The 19,893-nt window shown below is 38.5% G+C and carries 14 protein-coding genes and 3 pseudogenes; 14 read left to right on the top strand and 3 right to left on the bottom strand.

Annotation, left to right across the window (positions count from 1 at the left end; all coding sequences use genetic code 11):
- Window positions 1-564 precede the first annotated feature (564 nt).
- Together NSQ41_RS19255 and NSQ41_RS19250 are read left to right on the top strand one after the other, a co-directional pair.
- Entirely contained in the window at window positions 565-1,677 is a 1,113-nt protein-coding gene (locus NSQ41_RS19255) for a transposase (RefSeq protein ID WP_339210698.1), read from the top strand.
- Window positions 1,640-2,368 carry a transposase gene (locus NSQ41_RS19250; protein WP_339210696.1) on the top strand — a complete coding sequence of 243 codons (729 nt, stop codon included), beginning with the start codon at window positions 1,640-1,642 and terminating at the stop codon, window positions 2,366-2,368. The genes NSQ41_RS19255 and NSQ41_RS19250 overlap by 38 nt, the downstream gene beginning before the upstream one ends.
- A 277-nt stretch (window positions 2,369-2,645) precedes the next feature.
- On the opposite strand, the pseudogene NSQ41_RS19245 reads toward NSQ41_RS19250, so the two are convergent.
- Window positions 2,646-2,996: pseudogene (locus NSQ41_RS19245) on the bottom strand (ATP-binding protein); the annotation flags it as partial.
- Window positions 2,997-3,361: 365 nt separating this feature from the next.
- Here NSQ41_RS19245 and NSQ41_RS19240 point away from each other — a divergent pair.
- From NSQ41_RS19240 to NSQ41_RS19215, 6 genes and pseudogenes are all read left to right on the top strand, one after another.
- Window positions 3,362-3,544 (top strand): hypothetical protein, encoded by a 183-nt coding sequence (locus NSQ41_RS19240; protein WP_144598567.1) that lies wholly within the window; start codon window positions 3,362-3,364, stop codon window positions 3,542-3,544.
- Between the two features lie 49 nt (window positions 3,545-3,593).
- Window positions 3,594-4,022 carry a hypothetical protein gene (locus tag NSQ41_RS19235; RefSeq protein WP_339193689.1) on the top strand — a complete coding sequence of 143 codons (429 nt, stop codon included), beginning with the start codon at window positions 3,594-3,596 and terminating at the stop codon, window positions 4,020-4,022.
- Window positions 4,023-4,531: 509 nt separating this feature from the next.
- The gene (locus NSQ41_RS19230; RefSeq protein WP_339210694.1) at window positions 4,532-4,987 is read left to right on the top strand and encodes an L-lactate permease; all 456 of its coding nucleotides are present in this window, start codon (window positions 4,532-4,534) and stop codon (window positions 4,985-4,987) included.
- Between the two features lie 63 nt (window positions 4,988-5,050).
- Entirely contained in the window at window positions 5,051-5,251 is a 201-nt protein-coding gene (locus NSQ41_RS19225; protein WP_235600454.1) for an L-lactate permease, read from the top strand.
- Between the two features lie 31 nt (window positions 5,252-5,282).
- Window positions 5,283-6,230, top strand: coding sequence for an L-lactate dehydrogenase (locus NSQ41_RS19220; RefSeq protein ID WP_339198129.1), 948 nt, complete (start codon window positions 5,283-5,285; stop codon window positions 6,228-6,230).
- Window positions 6,231-6,363: 133 nt separating this feature from the next.
- Window positions 6,364-6,579: pseudogene (locus tag NSQ41_RS19215) on the top strand (ABC transporter permease); the annotation flags it as partial.
- A 282-nt stretch (window positions 6,580-6,861) separates the two neighbouring features.
- Here NSQ41_RS19215 and helD read toward each other — a convergent pair.
- Window positions 6,862-9,204 carry an RNA polymerase recycling motor HelD gene (gene helD / locus NSQ41_RS19210; protein WP_339210692.1) on the bottom strand — a complete coding sequence of 781 codons (2,343 nt, stop codon included), beginning with the start codon at window positions 9,202-9,204 and terminating at the stop codon, window positions 6,862-6,864.
- A gap of 142 nt (window positions 9,205-9,346) precedes the next feature.
- Between helD and NSQ41_RS19205 the strand changes: the two are divergent.
- The 6 genes and pseudogenes from NSQ41_RS19205 to NSQ41_RS19180 form a co-directional block, all read left to right on the top strand.
- Window positions 9,347-9,901 (top strand): annotated as a pseudogene (locus tag NSQ41_RS19205) (IS110 family transposase); the annotation flags it as partial.
- Window positions 9,902-10,711: 810 nt separating this feature from the next.
- Window positions 10,712-13,591 (top strand): AAA domain-containing protein, encoded by a 2,880-nt coding sequence (locus NSQ41_RS19200; protein WP_339198123.1) that lies wholly within the window; start codon window positions 10,712-10,714, stop codon window positions 13,589-13,591.
- Window positions 13,592-14,437: 846 nt separating this feature from the next.
- The gene (locus tag NSQ41_RS19195) at window positions 14,438-15,349 is read left to right on the top strand and encodes a LysR family transcriptional regulator (RefSeq protein WP_066251505.1); all 912 of its coding nucleotides are present in this window, start codon (window positions 14,438-14,440) and stop codon (window positions 15,347-15,349) included.
- A gap of 466 nt (window positions 15,350-15,815) precedes the next feature.
- Complete coding sequence (locus tag NSQ41_RS19190; protein WP_144598304.1) at window positions 15,816-16,865, top strand: NAD(P)/FAD-dependent oxidoreductase; 1,050 nt, start codon at window positions 15,816-15,818, stop codon at window positions 16,863-16,865.
- 334 nt (window positions 16,866-17,199) lie between these two features.
- Entirely contained in the window at window positions 17,200-17,715 is a 516-nt protein-coding gene (locus NSQ41_RS19185) for an acyl-CoA thioesterase (protein ID WP_082829614.1), read from the top strand.
- A gap of 24 nt (window positions 17,716-17,739) precedes the next feature.
- Window positions 17,740-18,111, top strand: a complete 372-nt coding sequence (locus NSQ41_RS19180) for a hypothetical protein (protein WP_063388277.1) — start codon at window positions 17,740-17,742, stop codon at window positions 18,109-18,111.
- Between the two features lie 233 nt (window positions 18,112-18,344).
- Here the strand turns inward: NSQ41_RS19180 and NSQ41_RS19175 are convergent, their stop codons facing one another.
- Complete coding sequence (locus NSQ41_RS19175; RefSeq protein ID WP_339210690.1) at window positions 18,345-19,763, bottom strand: NAD(P)/FAD-dependent oxidoreductase; 1,419 nt, start codon at window positions 19,761-19,763, stop codon at window positions 18,345-18,347.
- Window positions 19,764-19,893: the final 130 nt, after the last annotated feature.

Here is a 19,893-nt window from a genome sequence, read left to right as displayed (position 1 = left end):
AAAGGTAGAACCTTTTACTACCGTAATCCTTCACCCACGGAAACATTGACTCCGGAATTGCTGCCAGAAGATTATATAAAACGAGCAAAAATTTTGCATGTTACGGGTGTGTTCCCGGCGATTCATCCTCAGAACCGTTCCGTATACCAAAAGTGCTTCCGTTGTTAAAGCACTTTTCGGTGGAGGAGTTCGTTCCATTGAAGTGACTATGGAAACAAACAGTGCAAAAGATATCATTGCAGAAACAGTCGAAGCTTACGGAAGAGGATTGGACTGAATTAACTAATGAAACTCACATATGGCTTGAGGAATTGAATATTTCAAAATTTACGATATAAAGTCTTTTTGCAGATAGTGACATACAGTTGGTATAAATATTCAAACACACTAGTAGCAGTGAATGATTAAAGAGGAGATGATTCTAATGAAAGTAGGAACGTATGTATGTAAGCGTCAAATCTTGGAGCCCCTCATTTTTTCACTTTTAAAAAAAAATGCACAAAAAAATCGTCCTTTCTAGTAAAATGAAGTTGCGACACAACATTACAGAAAGGACGATTTTTTATGAGCAATCAAATGATTACTCGTGAAAATTATAACACACAAATGACACTTCCTCTAGATGGAAAAGAAGAAAAAACTCCTGCCAAAAGAAATTTAGCCCCTACTTTCAAACCATATGACAACCGTCAAGTTCAAATGATTTATGATATTGAATCTCTTATACCCGAACATCACGTGGCACGTGTCGTGGACGAAATGGTGGAGGCGATACCAGATAAACAATTGTTTTCTCATTATAAAGGCGGCGGCAGAAGTTCCTATCATCCCAAAATGATGCTGAAAATCATTCTGTATGCTTATTCTCAAAAGGTTTATTCCTGCCGAGGAATCGAAAAACTCGTTAAAGAAAATATTCCTGCCATGTGGCTTTCAGCGATGCAACAACCAGATTTTCGCACCATTAATGAGTTCCGAGGGGAACGGATGAAAGCTTTCATGGATGAGCTCTTTGAAGTCATGATTCTCAAATTGATAAAAGAACATTACATCACGATGGAAAACTACTTTTTGGATGGCACTAAGATCGAAGCCGATGCCAATAAGTATTCTTTTGTGTGGAAAAAATCCACTTTGAAATTCGAAGAGAAATTAAAAGAAAAAATCCAAGAAACACTAAAGCACATTCATGAATTAACCCAATTAGAAGCCGGAACAGGGCAAAAGGAAAGCGATCAACATACAGAGATCACCGAACAAAACCTGGAGGAAATCGCAAAAGAAATAGAAGAAAAAGTTGAAACGCTAACGGAAGAAATCGAAAAGGAGACCGATACATCCATTCGGAAAGAGAAGCGAAAAAAACGCAGTCAATTAAAGAAATCGGTGAAACAAATTCGTGAAGATTTCCTGCCCCGAATGGCAAGATACAAGGAACAAAAGGAAATGTTCGGTGACCGTAACAGCTACTCGAAAACAGACAAAGACGCAACCTTCATGCGCATGAAAGAAGACCATATGAAAAACGGTCAGCTCAAGCCCGGATACAACGTGCAAATGGGGACAGAGAATCAGTTTATCTTCCGATACACGTTGCTTTATCCCACATATGGAGAAGCTAGCCTCCAGTTCATTACCGATGCCCCAAACAGTTATTGCGGATGCAGGCTATGGTAGTGAAGAAAACTATGTATATGCAGTTGGTGATGAGAAAGAGCCCCGTTTTGAGTTTCTAATTCCTTATGGGAGCTATGTAAAAGAACAAACACGTACATACAAAAAAGACATTAAAAATGCCAAAAACTGGACCTATTGTGAAGAGGATGATTGTTTTATTTGCCCGAATGGAAGGAGAGTAACGTTTAAAAAATACCAAAACAAAAAGAATCCATCTGGCTATGAACAAAGCTTCAAAATATACGAATGTGAAGATTGTACCGATTGCCCATTGAAAGCGAAATGCACAAAAGCGAAGGGAAATCGTCAAGTTCACTGGAATCCCATCTTCGAAGAAATGAAAGCAAAGGCCAAAACAGCCCTTGAATGTGAAGAGAAAGCCGCAATCTACGCTCGACGCAAAGTCGAGGCAGAAAGTGTGTTCGGTCACATCAAGGGCAATCGGTCGTTCCGCAGATTTTCTTTGCGGGGCCTCGACAAGGTACATGTTGAGTTTGGGATTGTGGCATTAGCCCACAACATACTGAAAGTAGCCGGCATCCGCCAGCTACTTTCAGATAAAAATCGAAAAAATATAAAAGCAAGTGGAGAGAAACGAATTGTTTTTCTCCACTTGCTTCATTTTAGGGACTTATCGGACAGCCCCTTCTTACCTCATATCTATTTAATATTCACCAAAAAAATGCCTTAAATTGCTCCTAGAATTGGAGTGAATCAAAAAAGTATGATTCATCACTACTTTTGGTGATTTTGGCAAAAAAGAAGAAAACAACTTACGAAAACCTGGCAATAATGTTAGCTACCACACAAACATAAGGAGGTTTCGTAAGTGCTTTCTATATCACTAGAATTACCAGAATTTGAAGTGATTAAACAACTTTCTTTCTCAATGAAACTAGAAGGATACCGTTTTTCAAAAAATGGTATTCTTGTGAAAGTAATAAGTAATTGTAATCTTTTATTCACTTTTATGTGCCAGGATTGTTTATTGGTAATTTTACTTTTATTTCCGTACCTTCTTTAGGTGAACTTTCAACCTGTATATCACCTTTATGCATTTCAATGATTTTCTTTACGATGGAAAGTCCTAATCCACTCCCGCCATTTGATCTGTTTCTTGATGGATCGGCTTTATAGAAGCGCTCAAATATGCGCATTTGAACCTCTTTTGTCATCCCAATTCCCGTATCTTTAATGATTACCTCTATACTATCCGTATCGTTTTTCAATATTTTTATCGTTATTGTCCCATGATTTGGTGTAAATTTAATGCTGTTATGGATTAAATTAATCCAAACTTGATCCATCAAGTCTTCATCTGTTTTCTGCAAGAAAAAAATACAGAGTGTTGCAGTATATCTTTATCAAAATTTTGAATAAATATACATATATGTGATCTATCCATCAAGGGCTTGACATGGATCCTCTGTAGCCATGATTCTTTAGCCAACAGTTTTGGCAAAACCAAAAAAGGTTATCATGGCTCCTCCTCCATGTAAATCCCCATTGCATATCACTGCATAAGGATTTTGCAATTCTCTGCACTTTTTGCTTGCAAAAAAACGTAAACCAATTATACTTTTTTACCCCGGTCATTTTACCGGATTAGACCTACGACTATTTGGGATTTTACATAATGAAGATCAGTATCAATTAACGAGAATATCATAGAGGAGAAGATTATGTGTTAGTTAAAGAAATATTTAAAAAAGAAATTTTTCGTCCGATTAATGAGGGTGTACGAAGTGCAACAATGGGCCAAGCATGGGTCATTGTCACATCTCAAGAAAAAATAAAAGCGTCACTTAATGTCCATAGCGAAAAAAGATTTTTCCAAAATCCAAGGACGTTTTGCGACCCGAATTAATTTATCTAGCGCAAATACAGATGAAGTCATTAAATGAGAGGGGTTTTCTATGACATATTATTATTACCTTGCCTCAGATATTAAACTACCATCAGGTATATACTCTAAAAGTGGTTTTATTAATTTAAATGGGAGTAAAATAGCTCTTGATCAAACTCTTGACTTAACAGAAAGTGATGAAAAAGTAGATGGATTCGATTATCCCGTGCAAATTGAAATCGTTTATGGTTTGTGTGATCCTGAAACTTTAGAAGCATATGATGATTTTGGATTGCCATTGCTTCATAAATATATTCTCGACGTATGCAGTTACTATAAGACATGTACCATTCAAATTGCTCACATTTTAAATACACACCGACACCCTTTAAAAATTGTAGAACGGAGAAAACTCTTATTGAATCAATTATCGAATCCTAAACAACTCGCTCTACATCATGGTGAATTGCTGACGATCAAGAAGATTCCGGAGTTCTAAGTTGATTAGACCGGTGAATTTACGAACAGTTGCATTTTGTTATTATGGGTAAAATGAATTTTAGTTTACTTATTCCTAGTGTGTAGATCTTCCATCAAAAAACTTGGATGCCTCATTCTGAACAGCCCTTTTTTACTATATTCGTCTTGGTATTATGTCAAGAAAATAGACATGTAAAAAAATTTACGTAAAATTTTTTTTTATAAAATAGTAAGTTTAGTCGTCCTCATCACTTTTCATCTAGTTAATTATTATATTTTTATATTAAATTTTAAAGATTATCTAACCCTCTTATTCCTTCATAAATGATTTTCTCCTTTTTATCATTACTTTACTCGACATGTCTCAAAAGTTCATATTTTTTTCATATATATTGTGAAAAATTTCACAAACAGATGTTATACTAACTTTGTAAGCAAAATAAATAATTTAGGGGGAGGATGTAATACATATTGTGAAATATATCACAAAATCATTTCGTCGATTTTAAAGTATAGGGGCTGAACAAGATGCATGTATGGGAGCAAGTTTATAATCCATTGGAAAATATATGGCTTTCAGCTATTATAGCTGCCGTTCCTATCATCGTTTTTATTGTTTTGCTGACAGTATTTAAATTAAAAGGATATATAGCAGGGCTTTTCAGCATAATTGCTGCAGGCATTTTTGCCGTCTTTATTTATAAAATGCCTGCAATCTTAGTTTTGATGTCTGCGATATATGGAATTTTAGTCGGTTTATGGCCAGTAGCATCAATCGTATTTGCTGCTATTTTCCTTTATAAAATAACAGAAAAAACCGGAAAATTTGCCATTATAGAAAAAAGTATTTCTTTTATTACAGCGGATCAAAGAATTGCAAGTTCTTATTGGGGCATTCTCATTTGGGGCATTTTTAGAAGGAGCTGCAGGATTTGGAGCACCTGTTGCCATAACAGCAGCAATTTTAGTAGGGCTTGGATTTAGTCCAGCTCTGTTGTAAACAGCGGTTCCTTATTTGCTCCACTTCAAGCTGTCACTGCTTCACAAATTGGAATAGCACCCGAAACGATGGTTGCTGTCAATGTAATGGGTGGTACAATGGCTAAAATGATTTCACCTCAATCAATTGCAGTTGCAGCTGCGGCAGTTGGATTTGCAGGAAAAGAAAGTGATTTATTTAAAGTGACAATTAAATATAGCTTATGTTTGCTTGCTGTAATTGGATTAGTTAGCTGGTTCCTATTTTAATCATATAACATTTTAAGGGGGATGTATAACCATGAATAAAGAAAAAGTAAATCGTGTTGTAATCGTTGGAACAGGTGCTGTAGGCTGCAGTTATGCCTATTCACTAATTAATCAGGGGGTCGTTGAGGAATTAGTTTTAATTGATATAAATGAAGCAAAAGCTGAAGGCGAGGTGATGGATCTTAATCATGGAGTGCCGTTTGCACCTTCGCCAATAAAGGTATGGAGCGGTTCTTATCAAGATTGCGCCAATGCGGACTTAGTTGTTATCACTGCGGGATTGGCACAAAAACCAGGTGAAACCCGATTGCAGTTAGTTGAGAAAAATACGCGAATATTTAAACAAATTATAAAAGAGATTATGAAAAGTGGATTTAATGGCATATTTTTAGTGGCAACAAATCCAGTAGATATCTTAACTTATGTCACTTGGAAGGAGTCAGGACTGCCAAAGGAACGCGTCATTGGCTCAGGAACAGTCTTAGATTCTGCACGTCTAAGATTTGAATTAGGGAAGTATTTCAATGTGGATACAAGAAATATTCATGCAATTATCATAGGGGAACATGGAGATACCGAGCTTCCGGTTTGGAGCCATGCCAAGATCGGAATAGAGAATCTTGATGATGTTTTAGAGCGAAAGAAAGATTTAAAGAAAGAATGTTTAGAGGAGATCTTCGTAAACGTCCGTGACGCTGCTTATCATATCATTGAGCGAAAAGGGGCGACATACTATGGAATAGGAATGTCCCTTGTCCGAATTACAAAAGCAATTCTTAAAAATGAAAATAGTATCCTGACAGTATCTTCCTATCTAGAAGGTGAATATGGACAAAATGATGTATATATTGGAGTACCAGCCAAGCTTAATCGTAACGGCGTGCACGAAATAATCGAAATTGAACTGAACGAAAAGGAACAAGAACAATTTAATTATTCCGTTTCAGTGCTAAAAGATACGATGAAATCTGTCATTTAATCCACTTGATGGCAAAGCGACATGCTCTATAGTGACCATTGTACCGGGAACGTTTAGGAAACAAGGATTGGGAAAACCAATTCCCGATTACAAACTGCTGCGAGGCTTGTTAGGATGAAAAGCTCAACTTACGTTTCTTTCCAATGCTTTTGTGCCAGTCAAGACGATGCCCGATTGGCTCCAATGGTTTGCGAAGATCAATCCGATCTCGCATATTATTACTGCCGTCCGTGATCTGATCAATGATGGAACTATTGGCTCAGATTTCGCCGTCTCTCTCATCGGGGCTGCTGCCATTGTGGCAATCTTTGCGCCCATCACCGTCCGTGTATATATGCGCCGGGCATAAATTGGATAGTGTGTATTGATCTGTTCGCGATATCCTAGTAAAAAAGCTTTTACCGAAAAATTACGGAACCTTGCTGCTTACAGAACTTTTAACACATCATATAGAATTTCACATGTCTGATTTAATTATTTCAGCCACTGCTGACATCCCTTCATTACCTTCCATTAAACAAGTTGCCTAACTCGGGGTATGGTATTGAAGGGATGCTGGCAAGTGGTTTTTTATATTATATATGGCCGTTTAATGACAGTGATACATTTCAGACACCAGACCAGTTTCGTGTTAACCCGGGATCTGAAGGAAACTACCCGGCGCAACGTTCTGTAAAAAGGGGCTCGGTTCGCCTACACTGTAAAGCTGCAAGTAATGCATAGCCCGGGTGCAGGCGGTGTAGAACAATCTGCGCAGGCTCTCAACGCCGTATACGTGCGATGAAGCGTTATAAATGATGACGGCGTCGAATTCGATGCCCTTCGCCAAATACGCCGGTATAACGACAACACCTTGTTCATATTCGGTAGAGCCGCTCTTCACAAGTTTTATATCTTCAACGCTTTTCAGTGCTTCGTATGCGGCGGTGCTTTCCGCAGCAGATTTACATATAATCGCGATCGTATTATATCCCCGTTTCCGCAAGTCCACGACTTTGGAAGCAATGCAGCGGTGCAGTTCAGCTTGATCGGACACTCTCGTCAACACAGGCTTATCGCCGTCGCGTTCAAAAGCAGTGATCCGTTCGCCATCGGGCACGAGTCCGCGCGTAAATTCAATGATCTGTCTTGTGGATCTGTAACTGCGGGTCAAGGTGATCGAATCCGTTTTATCCGGTCCGTATAGGCTGGTAAGCGTGTGGAAATCGACCGTTTCACTGGCATGAGCGAATATCGCTTGGTTAAAGTCGCCGAGCACAGTCATCCTCGCCGAAGGAAACAAACGCTTCAAAAATTCGAATTGAAACGGAGAATAATCTTGCGCTTCGTCTACAAGCACGTGTTTGATCGAGACGTTCGTCTGAAAGCCTTGAATCAGCTCTTTCAAAAATAAATACGGAGTTGCATCTTCGTAAAACAGTTTGCCTTCGTCTAGCGTTTTTACAGTCAATCGGCAAATATCCTCCCACTCCTCGGGTGTTTCCACTTCCATCCACTGTTTGACCCGCGTTGGATCGGCGAAAAGCTGCTTGTATACTCCCTTCATGTCGATGAAACGAAGCGTTCGGATCCGTTTGCGCAACGGTTTCAGCTTCTTGCGAACGATCAATTGGCCCAGCGCTTCGATCTCGTTCTCATAGTTGTTCAACGTTTCTGCTTTAAAGCCGCGTTTTTTCCGTAAGAGAGTATGAGCTTTATGATAATCCTCGTTGCTAAGCAGCTCGATTTCTTCCTGCACCCATGGCTTAGTCCGTTCAAGCTTCTCCGCTTCATCGATTTGCTTGTTTAGCCAATCTGCCAGCTTTTCAAGTCTGCTGTGAAAACGGAGCGAGGTGTCGCTGCTATAAAACCTTTCTGTGATTTGTTTGGCGGTGATGATCGGTTTTCCTCTAAATAGAATATCTTTGAATAGCATGCCGGATAATTCCAGCGACTTACAGTATGTTTTAATCGTCTCGAAGAAACGGGTTGATGCCTTGAATCGGATGCTCGCAGTTCTAGTCCGGTATAAAGAGTCATCCGCTTCAGTCAACACATATTCCAATTGCTCGTATGGACCCTCGATTTGAAATTCTTTGCTCAGCCGATATTCCAAATATTCCTGGAAGGTGGCCTGCTGCATATTCTCTTCGCCTAGTTCGGGCAGCACATTGGATACGTAGCTGTTAAACATCGAATTAGGTGAAAATAAAATGATTTGATCGGCTCTCAGCTTATCCCGATACTTGTAGAGCAAGTAAGCGATCCGCTGCAGGGCGGCCGATGTCTTGCCGCTGCCGGCGGGTCCTTGCACGATGAGCAGCCGCCCGCGATCATGACGGATGATCTGGTTTTGTTCCCGTTGAATGGTGGCCACGATGTTGTGCATATGTTTGTCTGTCACTCTGCCAAGCACCTGCTGTAAAATGTCGTCTCCAATGGTGAGACTCGTATCGAACATCGACTTGATAACGCCGCCGCGGATGATATATTGCCACTTTTTCTCCAGCATGCCGCGGACTGTGCCTCCGGGAGTAGTATATTCGGCCGGGCCGGGCGCGTAATCGTAGTAGACACTCGAGACCGGCGCCCTCCAGTCGTAGATCAGGATGTTCTCTCCGCTTGTATCCGTGAGCGTGGAGATACCGATATAGATTCGTTCAGCAGTTGAAGACCCTTCCTCAATGAAATCGATTCGACCGAAATAAGGCACCTCCTGCATGCGGCGCAGCGCGGACAACCTCTTGAAGGCTTGTCTGTGGGTGCTTTGGCTCACGGACAGGTTCTGCGCCTGTTGTCTCAAGGCGATGATCGTCTCAAGATAATCGTCGAACGTATCAGTATTCACCTTGACGTCATCCCAAAAATGTTTGCGGAAATCAATCACTTCTTTTCGACGCTGGGAGGTTTCGTTTTCCAGCATGCCGATTTGCTCCACAATGATCGCCATTATGCTGTCTAATCGTTCTTGCTCCTGCCGAAGTTCTGTATTCATATTAAGCACTCCTCGTATAGTATTTTTAGAATCCTCTTTTGAGGTATTTTCCAGTTAGATTTTTGTTCTTTGATAACTTCATGGGAGCTAGTTCAGATCGTGGTGGGCCAGCCCACCACAATCTGAAAAAATTTCATTTTAGTCGATTCAAAAGGCGGCCCGTTCGTCGTATCGGTTGTCCAAGTGTGTCGAGGATTCCATCGACTTGCTGTTAGGGCTGTCGATTCAATCAATCCGCAGCCTGCAATCGCAGCTCAAAGAGCTCGATAAAGCCATTACCCGCCATCTTGAAGGCATTCCGAACACACTGCAAACCATCCCAGGCATCGGACCGGTTTATACCGCAGGCATCCTGGCCGAAATCGGGCAAATCGAGCGGTTTCACAATCAGGCCGCCTTGGCAAAATATGCCGGCTTGACATGGTCCAAGCACCAATCGGGCCGTTTTCAAGCCGAGGACACCTCCCTCATTCGTTCCGGCAATCGCTATCTCCGTTACTACCTAGTGGAGGCTGCCAACTCGGTACAACGGCATGATGCGACGTTTCGTGCGTACTACCGGAAGAAGTATGAGGAAGTGCCCAAACACCAACATAAACGAGCCCTCGTCCTCACCGCTAGAAAACTCGTGCGTGTGATCGATGCGCTGCTACGCAACGGTCAAATCTACACGCCAAGAAAGGGGGAAGATCGATAAGAGGATCGATCTGGTATACCAATATCAACCTTTAGACCCAGTTTATTACATGTACCAATACTGGGTTTCTTCAGTATTGCCTTTTTTCGGATCATCGGACAAGGGAATTTCCAATTTCTATGATTTTTCACCTTGACATATTACCGCAGGACTTTAAAAATAATGAGAAATAGGGGTTGACTGAAGGAACTTTATGTTGTAAAATTATAATAGGGTAAATATTTTTTAATTTAAACAAAAATGTGTTTCTAATCTAATTTATCATAATTTCTCAATTTTTTCAATGTATTAACCACTACCGCTGATATTATAAACAAGGATACATTAATTAATACTCTTAAGAATTTAATAGATTTTTTAAAATCGTAAGCGATGATGAAAAAAGTTACTGTAAGGCCATTAATTAAAAAAATTCGAATGTAAGAGAACCGGAAGGATATAGATATAAAGGAGATAACGTTTTGGTTTCCTCAGATAAAGTTTTACCATCTCATAAAGTTTGCAAAAACGTACCATAAGTGAATGAGTTTTTGGATCTTGTCATATAAACAGTCTAACTAAATTAGTTAGGCTGTTTTTTGTTTTATAAAAGTTCTTAAAATAGCTATGATAAAAGGAACTCATCGTTTAGCTACAATTAAAAATGCCGATCGAATTCTAGTTATCACGAAAGAAGGAATTATAGAACAAGGGACACATAAAGAACTGATTGAATGATCAATGTCTTTTTAATTTGGTCAAAAATTTTAGAAAATAACTATCTTTCGAAATATATTATAATATAATAAACAACTTCAATGGAGTGAGTTTATGGACAGCAATTTACGAATGACGAAGTATTTCAGAGATAGTATTGCCGCAAAACTCCCGATTGATTTTAAAAACAGTGAATATGAAATTGTATCTTTGGAAGAAGTTGAACTAGGTAAGATATCAGAAAACAACTTACAAAAAATATTTAAAGAAAAAAGTGGAAATAAACTTGAAGTAATAATTGTAGCGAAAACGATTAAAAGGATTTTTACAGTGCAAGAAGGGGTTAATAACAATAATGATACGTTATCTGGCATATTTTTTATTCCCGCATTATTAGATGAAAATGGGGAACTTTATCCTTCAGAAAATAAATCTCCGTGGATACCAAGAGAATATCTATATCCTATAGTCGATACTACATTAGCAGTAGGCCATTTAGAAGCTTTTGATGATTTTATGACTAACCATCACAACGAACTAAAAAATAGCACGGATTGGAAAACTTATTTTAATTTATGCAAAGAAATGTATGAAGCCGTCACAGGAAGTAAGATAACAGATCAATCAGTGAATGGGATAGAGCTTGAAGATAAAATCTATTTGCTGAAAGATAATTCTATTGTTTCGACAAGAAGTATTTTAAAGCTATATGATTTTTTACAAGAAGGAGATTATTTAAAATCCAAATTATATTTAAACTTTATAAAACAAGAATTTAGTCCTATAAAGCCGCTAATAAAAAATTCAATAGAGGAGTCAAAAAAGCACATCGGTCAAATGAATGGGATTCATAAGCTGTCTCCTTCTCAGAGGGAGTGTTTGATACATTTCAATAATATGGAGGATGGTGATATTTTGGCCGTAAATGGACCTCCTGGTACGGGAAAAACGACGTTATTGCAATCTTTGGTTGCCAATTTATATGTCGAGAGAGCTTTAAAAAAAGAAAAACCTCCTTTAATTGTAGCTTCATCTACAAATAATCAAGCCGTTACAAATATTATAGAATCATTCGGGAAAATTACAAAAAAGTGGAAGCATAGTAATTTAGAAAATAGATGGATAGAAGGTGTTAATAGTTTTGCGGTCTATTTTCCATCCACAAGAAAAGTGAATGAAGCGGAAAAAAAAGGTTTTCAACATACGAATCAAAAAGGTGAAAACTTCTTTGAGAGAGTGGAAAGCGACGAAAACATTCAAGCTTCCAAAGAAAAATTTTTACGGGAATGCTCTCATTATTTTAATACAAAAATAAACACTTTAAACGAATGTGAAGATATAATTTGGCAACGGTTAAAGGAAATAAAAAAATATACTGATGATATTTTACAGTTATTCCATGAATTTTTTGAAATTTGTAATGGTGAGAAAAGTATAAATGCTTTTATTCAAGCGATTGAAAAAGAAATAGCAGCTGATAGAGAAAAATTAGATTATATAAACCATCGGAAAAATGAATGGCAAAATGAATATAGAAGAATTCCATTTTATTATCGATGGCTAAAATTTATACCAACTTTCAAACAGAAAATTTTGAACAGATTAAGTATCTTTATTAGTCCAGAGGAAGATTTTTTAAAAGAATCGATGGACATAGATGAAATTTTTGATAAATACAGTTCGATAGCTAAAGAAGTCAGAACAAATCTCAGGGAGAAGGAAGAAGTTTCAAAAAAAGTAAAAGCATTAAAATCATCTATACAGTCCGTTATTGATAATTTAATAAACCTAAAATTGATAAACAGAGAAGACTTTAAGATCTCAAGTAAATCAAAAATAGATGATTTGAATAAATTATTAGACACCTGCTTAAGGTATACTTCCTTTTGGCTATCGGTCCATTATTATGAATGTAAATGGTTAAAAGCAAAGAAATTAAGTGCTGAACAAAGGGGAAAAAATTTCAAAAATGTTTTAGAGCTGTTTTATGAAAACTTAAGTATGCTTACACCCTGCTATGTGATGACATTTTACCAATTACCAAAGCTTTTTCTTGCGTATGATGGAGTAGAACAGTACTTATATAATAAAATTGATTTATTAATAGTCGATGAGGCAGGACAAGTGACTCCTGAAATTGCTGCATGTTCGTTTTCATTAGCTAAACGGGCAGTTGTAGTAGGAGATATATATCAAATTGAACCTGTTTGGAATATTAATAAATCATTAGATATTTCATTAGCTATAGCAGCCAAAGTGATCCAAAATAAAGACGAGTTTGAAAAATTAAGAACTTTAGGCTTAAACACTTCAGAGTCTAGTGTGATGAAAGTTGCTTGCAAAAGCTGTCAATACGAAAAGTTTGGTGAAAGAGGGTTGTTTTTAAGCGAGCATCGTCGTTGCTATAATGATATTATTGAATACTGTAATTATCTAGTCTATAAAGGGAATTTAGAACCAAAAAGGGGCTATGGTAGAAATGATGAAAAATGTCCATTAAGGAAACTGTCAATTCCTCATTTTGGGCATTATCAAGTAGATAGTCAGAAATCTAGTAAACGAGCGGGTAGTAGATATAATGAAAAGGAAGCCAGAGAAATTGTAAATTGGATAATGAAGAATTTTGAACAAATAAAAGCTGCATACAAAGCTGAGTTCCCAACGTTAAACCCCAAAAATATTCTAGGTATTATAACCCCTTTTAAAATGCAGGTTGCAGAGATTAAGAAAATTTTGCCAGAAGAGCTTAAAAAAGTGGTTGATGTTGGAACTGTGCATACATTCCAAGGCGGAGAACGAAATGTGATTATTATGTCCACTGTATATGGTAAGGATGATGGATGTTATTTTATTGATGCAAAAAAAAGTTTGTTGAATGTGGCGGTTTCAAGAGCAAAAGATAGTTTTCTAGTTTTTGGTGAGATAGGCTGTCTTTCAAATAGTGAAGCAACTCCAAGCGGATTGCTGAAAAAAATGTTGACAAGTTTTAAATGAAGAATGTTTTTCTAGTAAAGATAGCCGTAGTATTAATAGTGGATAAATGCTTTAATAATTTAGGTTTTATGTTCTTTCCATTTTGCCGCTACCTGTTATTGCTATTATGGAACTGGTAAACAAGATTTTTTTATATTTACCGTTTTATTTTTAGAATGCAGGTATGAGAGGGCTTTTAAGTTGCATATTTCAAAACAAACCTAAAAAAGCACTTTAGAAAACAGCAATACGAGAAAGTAATGATGTTGTTTTGAATCGTAACAAATTAGAGTACCTATAACATGTTAAAATGGTTATTGTTTCATTGAGAAATGTTGCATGCATATCCGAAAATGAGTGTTAGAAAAAAAATTTTTTTGCTTTAACGGAGGGATTTCTTTAGTAAATAAAATCAAAGTAATGTGGCAATAATAGAAATGACCATTACCTGCCAAAAAAGTCCAAATACGAAATGAAAATCGATTTTAAAAATATCTCGGCTTAAGGAGAAAAGATGGCGCCTCCTAGAACAGCTAGTGGCAAATCAGAACATTCACTTTTTTTCATTTCTATATGCTTGACTGTGAGCCTCTAACGTATGAGTTTTTGCGAAAGCAAGTGATAAGAATTTGCAAGACGAACAAGCCTCTCCATGTAATAGTGAATTTGCAATAAAATATACAAACTCTTGTTTCTTAAATGCGATTAACCAATTATGTTTATTTCTCTCTGTTCTCCGTATCCATTTTTTTAGTCTAACATCAAGGCTTTATGCTTCGCCTATTTGATGAAACAAATTTAAAGCGCTAAAGTGAAAAGTGTGGTAAACTTTATTATCATTAAAATGTAATAGGGTGATTGATTCAATTGGAAATTAAACAATTGAAGTGTTTTCTTGAGGTTACACGTACCGGCAATTTTACCACTGCATCTGAGAACCTGTTCATTACGCAGCCTGCTCTCAGCAGAATTATCAAATCATTGGAGGATGAAATTGGAGCACCGCTTTTCATACGTACTAGAAAAAAGCTGATATTGACGGATGCAGGCCGTATTTTAAAAAAACATGCTTTAAAAATTGAAAATCAGTTGCAGCAATTGGATGCAGAACTAGATAAAATGTTTATGCAAAGAAAACGACAAATTCGCATCGGGCTACCTACGATTACGAATTCCATTTTCTTCTCAAAATTGATTGCATCGTTTCATGAAGAATATCCAGAGGTGATTTTCCTACTAGAAGAGGATGGTTCCAAACCAGTTGAAGAGAAGGTTCTCAATAATTTATTGGATTTTGGGGTCGTTGTTCTTTCTGAGGAAAATGAAAATCTTGACAGTATTATATTTGTGAATGAGAAATTAAAACTAGTTGTCTCTTCGTCTCATCGTCTGGCGGGAAAACAAGAAGTGTCTTTGCAGGAGCTAAAAAAAGAGGACTTTATTATGTTCGACCGGGATTTTGTGCTAAGAAATCTTGTCATCAATTCTTGTAAAGAAGCCGGTTTTCAACCGAAAATTATTTCGGAAACATCACAACTGGAGTTTATTCAAGAATTGGTTGCCTACAATATAGGTATTACTTTGCTGCCTGAAAGTACGTGTATAGAACTAACAGATGATTTTAAAACGATCACCGTCACTAATCCGGAAATCGAATGGAATCTGGCAATGATTTGGAGAAAGGATGCAAGCTTATCACAGATTGCGCAGGAATTTATACGATTTGCAAAAGAAAAGCTGTCGACGGCTAATCCCGGCCAGGATTCTAAATCCGATTGAGTCAACTATAAGAAGGCTTCCTTTTATGAAAGGAAGCTTTTTTTACTTGAAGCAGAAACAAGAAAAAAGTGTCTTTTTTGTGTGGAGCCGTCTCTTGTACTTAAGCAGGGGCTAGGAAGGATTCATATGAATATCATGTTTCATATGTTCGTGGAAGCGGCCGCTATCTTTTCATGAAGAATAGATAGAGGTTCTAGATGTCCGTTGCTTTCCTGCATCTACAAACGATTTTCATAGATAGCTTGAAGAAAGACGGATGTTTCCAACGGTTAGGGACCGTCTGGGACTTGCTCTCGTTGTGCGAATGCGAGACAGTGGTCCGACCGTCCATAAACAATACGAGCTCTATATGGTGTAAACATTTTTTTCAATAGTCAATCACTATTCGTTGTAAAAGAGGTAAAAACAATGTATATTTAATTGAGAATGATAATCATTTCCTGAGTTCTAGGAGAGGTGGAAATAGATGAAACATGACGAATTATACGATGTGACGATTATTGGCGGCGGACCAGCGGGGTTGTATGCGGCATTTTATAGCGGATTGCGGGAAATGAAAACAAAGCTGATTGAGTATCAGCCGCAATTGGGCGGCAAGCTTCATGTTTACCCGGAGAAAATGATTTGGGATGTTGGAGGACATGCACCGATTACAGGAGAGCAATTAATTAAGCAGCTTGTCAAGCAAGGATTAACATTTAATCCTACAGTGGTTCTAAATGAAAAGATTGAATCGATGAAACGAAAGGAAGATGGCACTTTTATATTGCAGACCGCTTCTGGACGGCAGCATTTTTCCAAGACGGTCATTGTCGCAGTGGGAAGCGGTATATTGAAGCCGCAAAAACTGGAGATCGAGGGTGCAGAAAAGTTTGAGGTGGCTAATCTGCATTATACAGTGAAATCGTTAAAGCTCTTCAAAAATAAAACGGTCATCATTTCAGGAGGAGGCAATGCGGCTATTGATTGGGCGAATGAATTAGTGCCGATTGCTAAAAAAGTGTATTTGACGTATCGAGGGGAGATGTTAAAAGGTCATGAATCGCAGGTGACGCAGCTTCTAAACAGCTCGGCTACTTGTTATTTTCATACCTCGATTACCAAATTGATTGCCAGCGAGGACCATGAACGGATTGAACGAGTCGAGCTAACAAACCGTGAAACAGGAGAGATCACCTATTTATCGATTGATGAAGTAATTGTGAATCATGGCTATGAGCGCGATTCCTCCTTGCTGGAAAAAAGCGAGCTGAATATTCAAATGATTGACAATCACTACATTGCGGGCAACGCCCATAGCGAATCTTCTGTACCGGGACTTTATGCAGCGGGGGATATTCTAAAATACGATGGGAAATTGCATTTGATTGCGGGGGCCTTTCAGGATGCCGCAAATGCGGTAAATAGCGCTAAACAATTTATTGAACCTAAGGCTGATAAATTTGGCATGGTATCATCCCATAACGAAATCTTTAAAGAACTCAACCGAGAATTGATAAAGCAAATGATGAAATAAAAGTTTATTTGGAATAGAATGTAACACACGACCAAGCTCAATGATACGATCCCTTTATAGTAGACAGGAAAAAGAAAGCCTGTTCATCTGTCTATTATGGAGGGATTTTTCTATATGTGCTTTTTTATTCCTGTCTACTTGACTGGGGACAGCTCATCACACGGGTGGTTTTTTGTTTAGGTTAAAGAGCGCTTCCATACTATTTTGTTATGAATTGTATATAGGATTGGCATTGTATCTTTGCAAACCAGCTATATTATAATTCTCTTTGTAAAAATTTTAATACGGATGAAGCGTACGCTTCAAAAGTATTTTTATACGTAAGGTGATCATGATGGAAGCAAAAAAAGTTAAAGAAACACGTGTTGTTCAAACAGATCAAGTGCTCATTAATGATTTGAACAATTATCATACATTATTTGGCGGAGTTTTAATGAAGAAGATGGATGCATGTGCGACGCTTTCCGCCCGCAGACATACAAGGGTAAAGGAATGTGTTACGGCGTCGACCGACTCCGTTAATTTCCTTGAACCGATCCGGGTAAGTGATTCGGTTTGTATTGAATCATTTGTTAGCTATACAGGTAAAAGATCCATGGAGATTTTCTGTAAAGTGATTGCAGAAGATCTAGAAACTGGGAAACGAAGAATTGCAGCTACTGCATTTTTCACTTTTGTTCCCTTGGATGAGAATAAAAGACCGTTGGAAGTACCGCCTATTATTCCAGAAACAGAGGAAGAAAAATATCTCTACGAAACAGGAAAAGAACGTGAAAGCATTCGCAAGTTAAAAAGACAACAAAATAAAGAACTCGTGTCCAGACTTTCACTGAATAAACCGTGGGATTAATACGGAACAAAGGAATGATATAGTGTGATAATAGACTCTAGTTACGATGAGTTGAAAAATGCACAAACCGCTATCGAAAACTTAAAGGCAACAACACCAACTATTTATCGTAAATTTTTAAATATCGTCCATTTGACTCGTCAATTACAATATGGATATCAATATATGGGCTCTTTACTAATGGATGAAGACCCGGATCGATTCCAACCGAAATTTCAGGATGATTATGTATTGTCTATCTATCATCAGGAAATCGAAAAACTAAAAAAAGATAAAAGATTTCCGGAATTAAAACAATTGCTGCAATCATATAAACATATTAGCTATACAAACATTAGCAAGCTGGCTTTAGGGGAAAAACCAGCAGCATTAATTGGTCCAGCTGTGGTCCATTAATTGTTCGAAGGAAACTGAAAAAATTTAATTGGGTGGATCGAACTTTGATTCGATTCACCTTATTTATTTTTAAAGAGTGTTAAAAGGCCGCTTTCTCAGACCATAAATTCCTTGCATTACAAACAGCTGTCCGAAAAAAATATAAACGTTATTTTTATTTGAAAAAGGGGCGCCTCTTAGCTGAAAAATCAGCTTGAGACAGCCCCCACACCACCAACGGTTATTCTAAGGCCTTACTCCTTTTTAGTCCATTCACCGACAAATTCGATTTCGTTATAGGAATAGAAGTCTTTCAATATCTTTTCGCGATCATCTAAGAAAAGCTGATCCGCTACTTCTGACACGAGCTTGCGTATCCCGTATTTCAGGCCGGAAAGAGCAGCTGCTGTAATGCCGCAGCTGATCAAACCCGAATAGTTGAAAGCGAAAATTCCGTACAGAAGCTTTTTGCCCTTTTCATCGCGGCTTATAAAAGCGAAACCAGGGCTGAGATAAGGATGGGCATCAAGCATTGGATTGGCCAGCTCCTTCGGGGGATGATAGCGGTCTCCCCAACGAGCAATGTGGCTTTCGACAAGTCTCAGCTCCGGACGCAAAGCAGGATCAGTGACGAGTCCGGTGCAGATGATCAGAAAATCGAAGGTGAACTTGCCCTGAGGTGTGGTCACTACTGCACCTTGATCTGCAGCTTCAACATCAAGCCATGGTGCTCCTAAGTGCAGGTGAAAACCGGGCCATGAGGCTGCGCGTCCGAAGGTATCGTTGGTCGGCGGCTGATTATATTTAAAGAAATGAGCGATGATTGCATATTTATCAGCGTCCGATAGAGCTTGGAAACGTTCAATTAGACCGGAAACTTCCATATAGCGGATCGGATTGATACGCTGCAATTTCTTGCGGCGGACAAAGACATGAACTTCGGCAGCACCCTCTGATAAGGCAAAATTGGCATTATCAAAGGCAGATGCGCCGCCGCCCAAAATTCCGATCTTTTTCCCTTGTAGTGCTGTAAAATCAATTGCTTCTGAGGAGTGGGCATAGAGATGATGCGGCAATTTTTCAGCAATGAAAGGAGGAACATGCCATTCGCCGCCGCCTTGAATTCCCGTGGCTAAAATAACCTTTCGTGCGAGCAATATGTCAGATGGTGCACCCGTTCCTTCAATATGAAGCCGATGAATCCCTTCATCAGTCGGCTCTATCAACTTCAACTTTACTTCATTGATGACGGGCAGATTGAGAACTTTCCGAAACCAGCGCAAATAATTCATCCAATCTCCCCGAGGAATTTTGTCTAGCGCTTCCCAGCCTTCCGGTCCGAATTGTGCTTCCCACCAAGCGCGGAAGGTTAGGGAAGGAATCCCAAGGTCGATGGAGGTCAAATGTTTAGGTGTTCGCAAGGTCACCATACGGGCGTAGGTTTCCCACGGTCCTTCCCAGCCCTCTCGGTTTTCATCAATGACAAGAATGTTGGATATCCGTTCGCGTAGAAGACCGAAAGCCGCACCTAAGCCGCTTTGGCCGCCGCCGACGATCACGACATCGTAGACATGCCCTTCAGGTTTTTTTAGCGTTCGCACCCAGCTTGGACCTCCGAAGGCGAGATAGGAAAGATCGGTTTTCACTTGTTTGTTTAATGCCTCTAAGCTCATCTTTTTTCACTTCTTTCAACTGTAAGAATTTGAAAGTCACATATGTCAGCCTTATCCGTAAACAGAAATCCGCATGAGAAGAATTATTATATTGAATCAATCATTATTGTTTTACAGTACCACTTGCCCA

Source organism: Aeribacillus sp. FSL K6-8210 (assembly GCF_037963925.1).
GTDB classification, from domain to species: Bacteria; Bacillota; Bacilli; order Bacillales; family Aeribacillaceae; genus Aeribacillus; species Aeribacillus composti.
The sequence above is the reverse complement of the archived record's forward strand: the minus strand, read 5'-3'. Positions and strand labels throughout refer to the sequence as shown.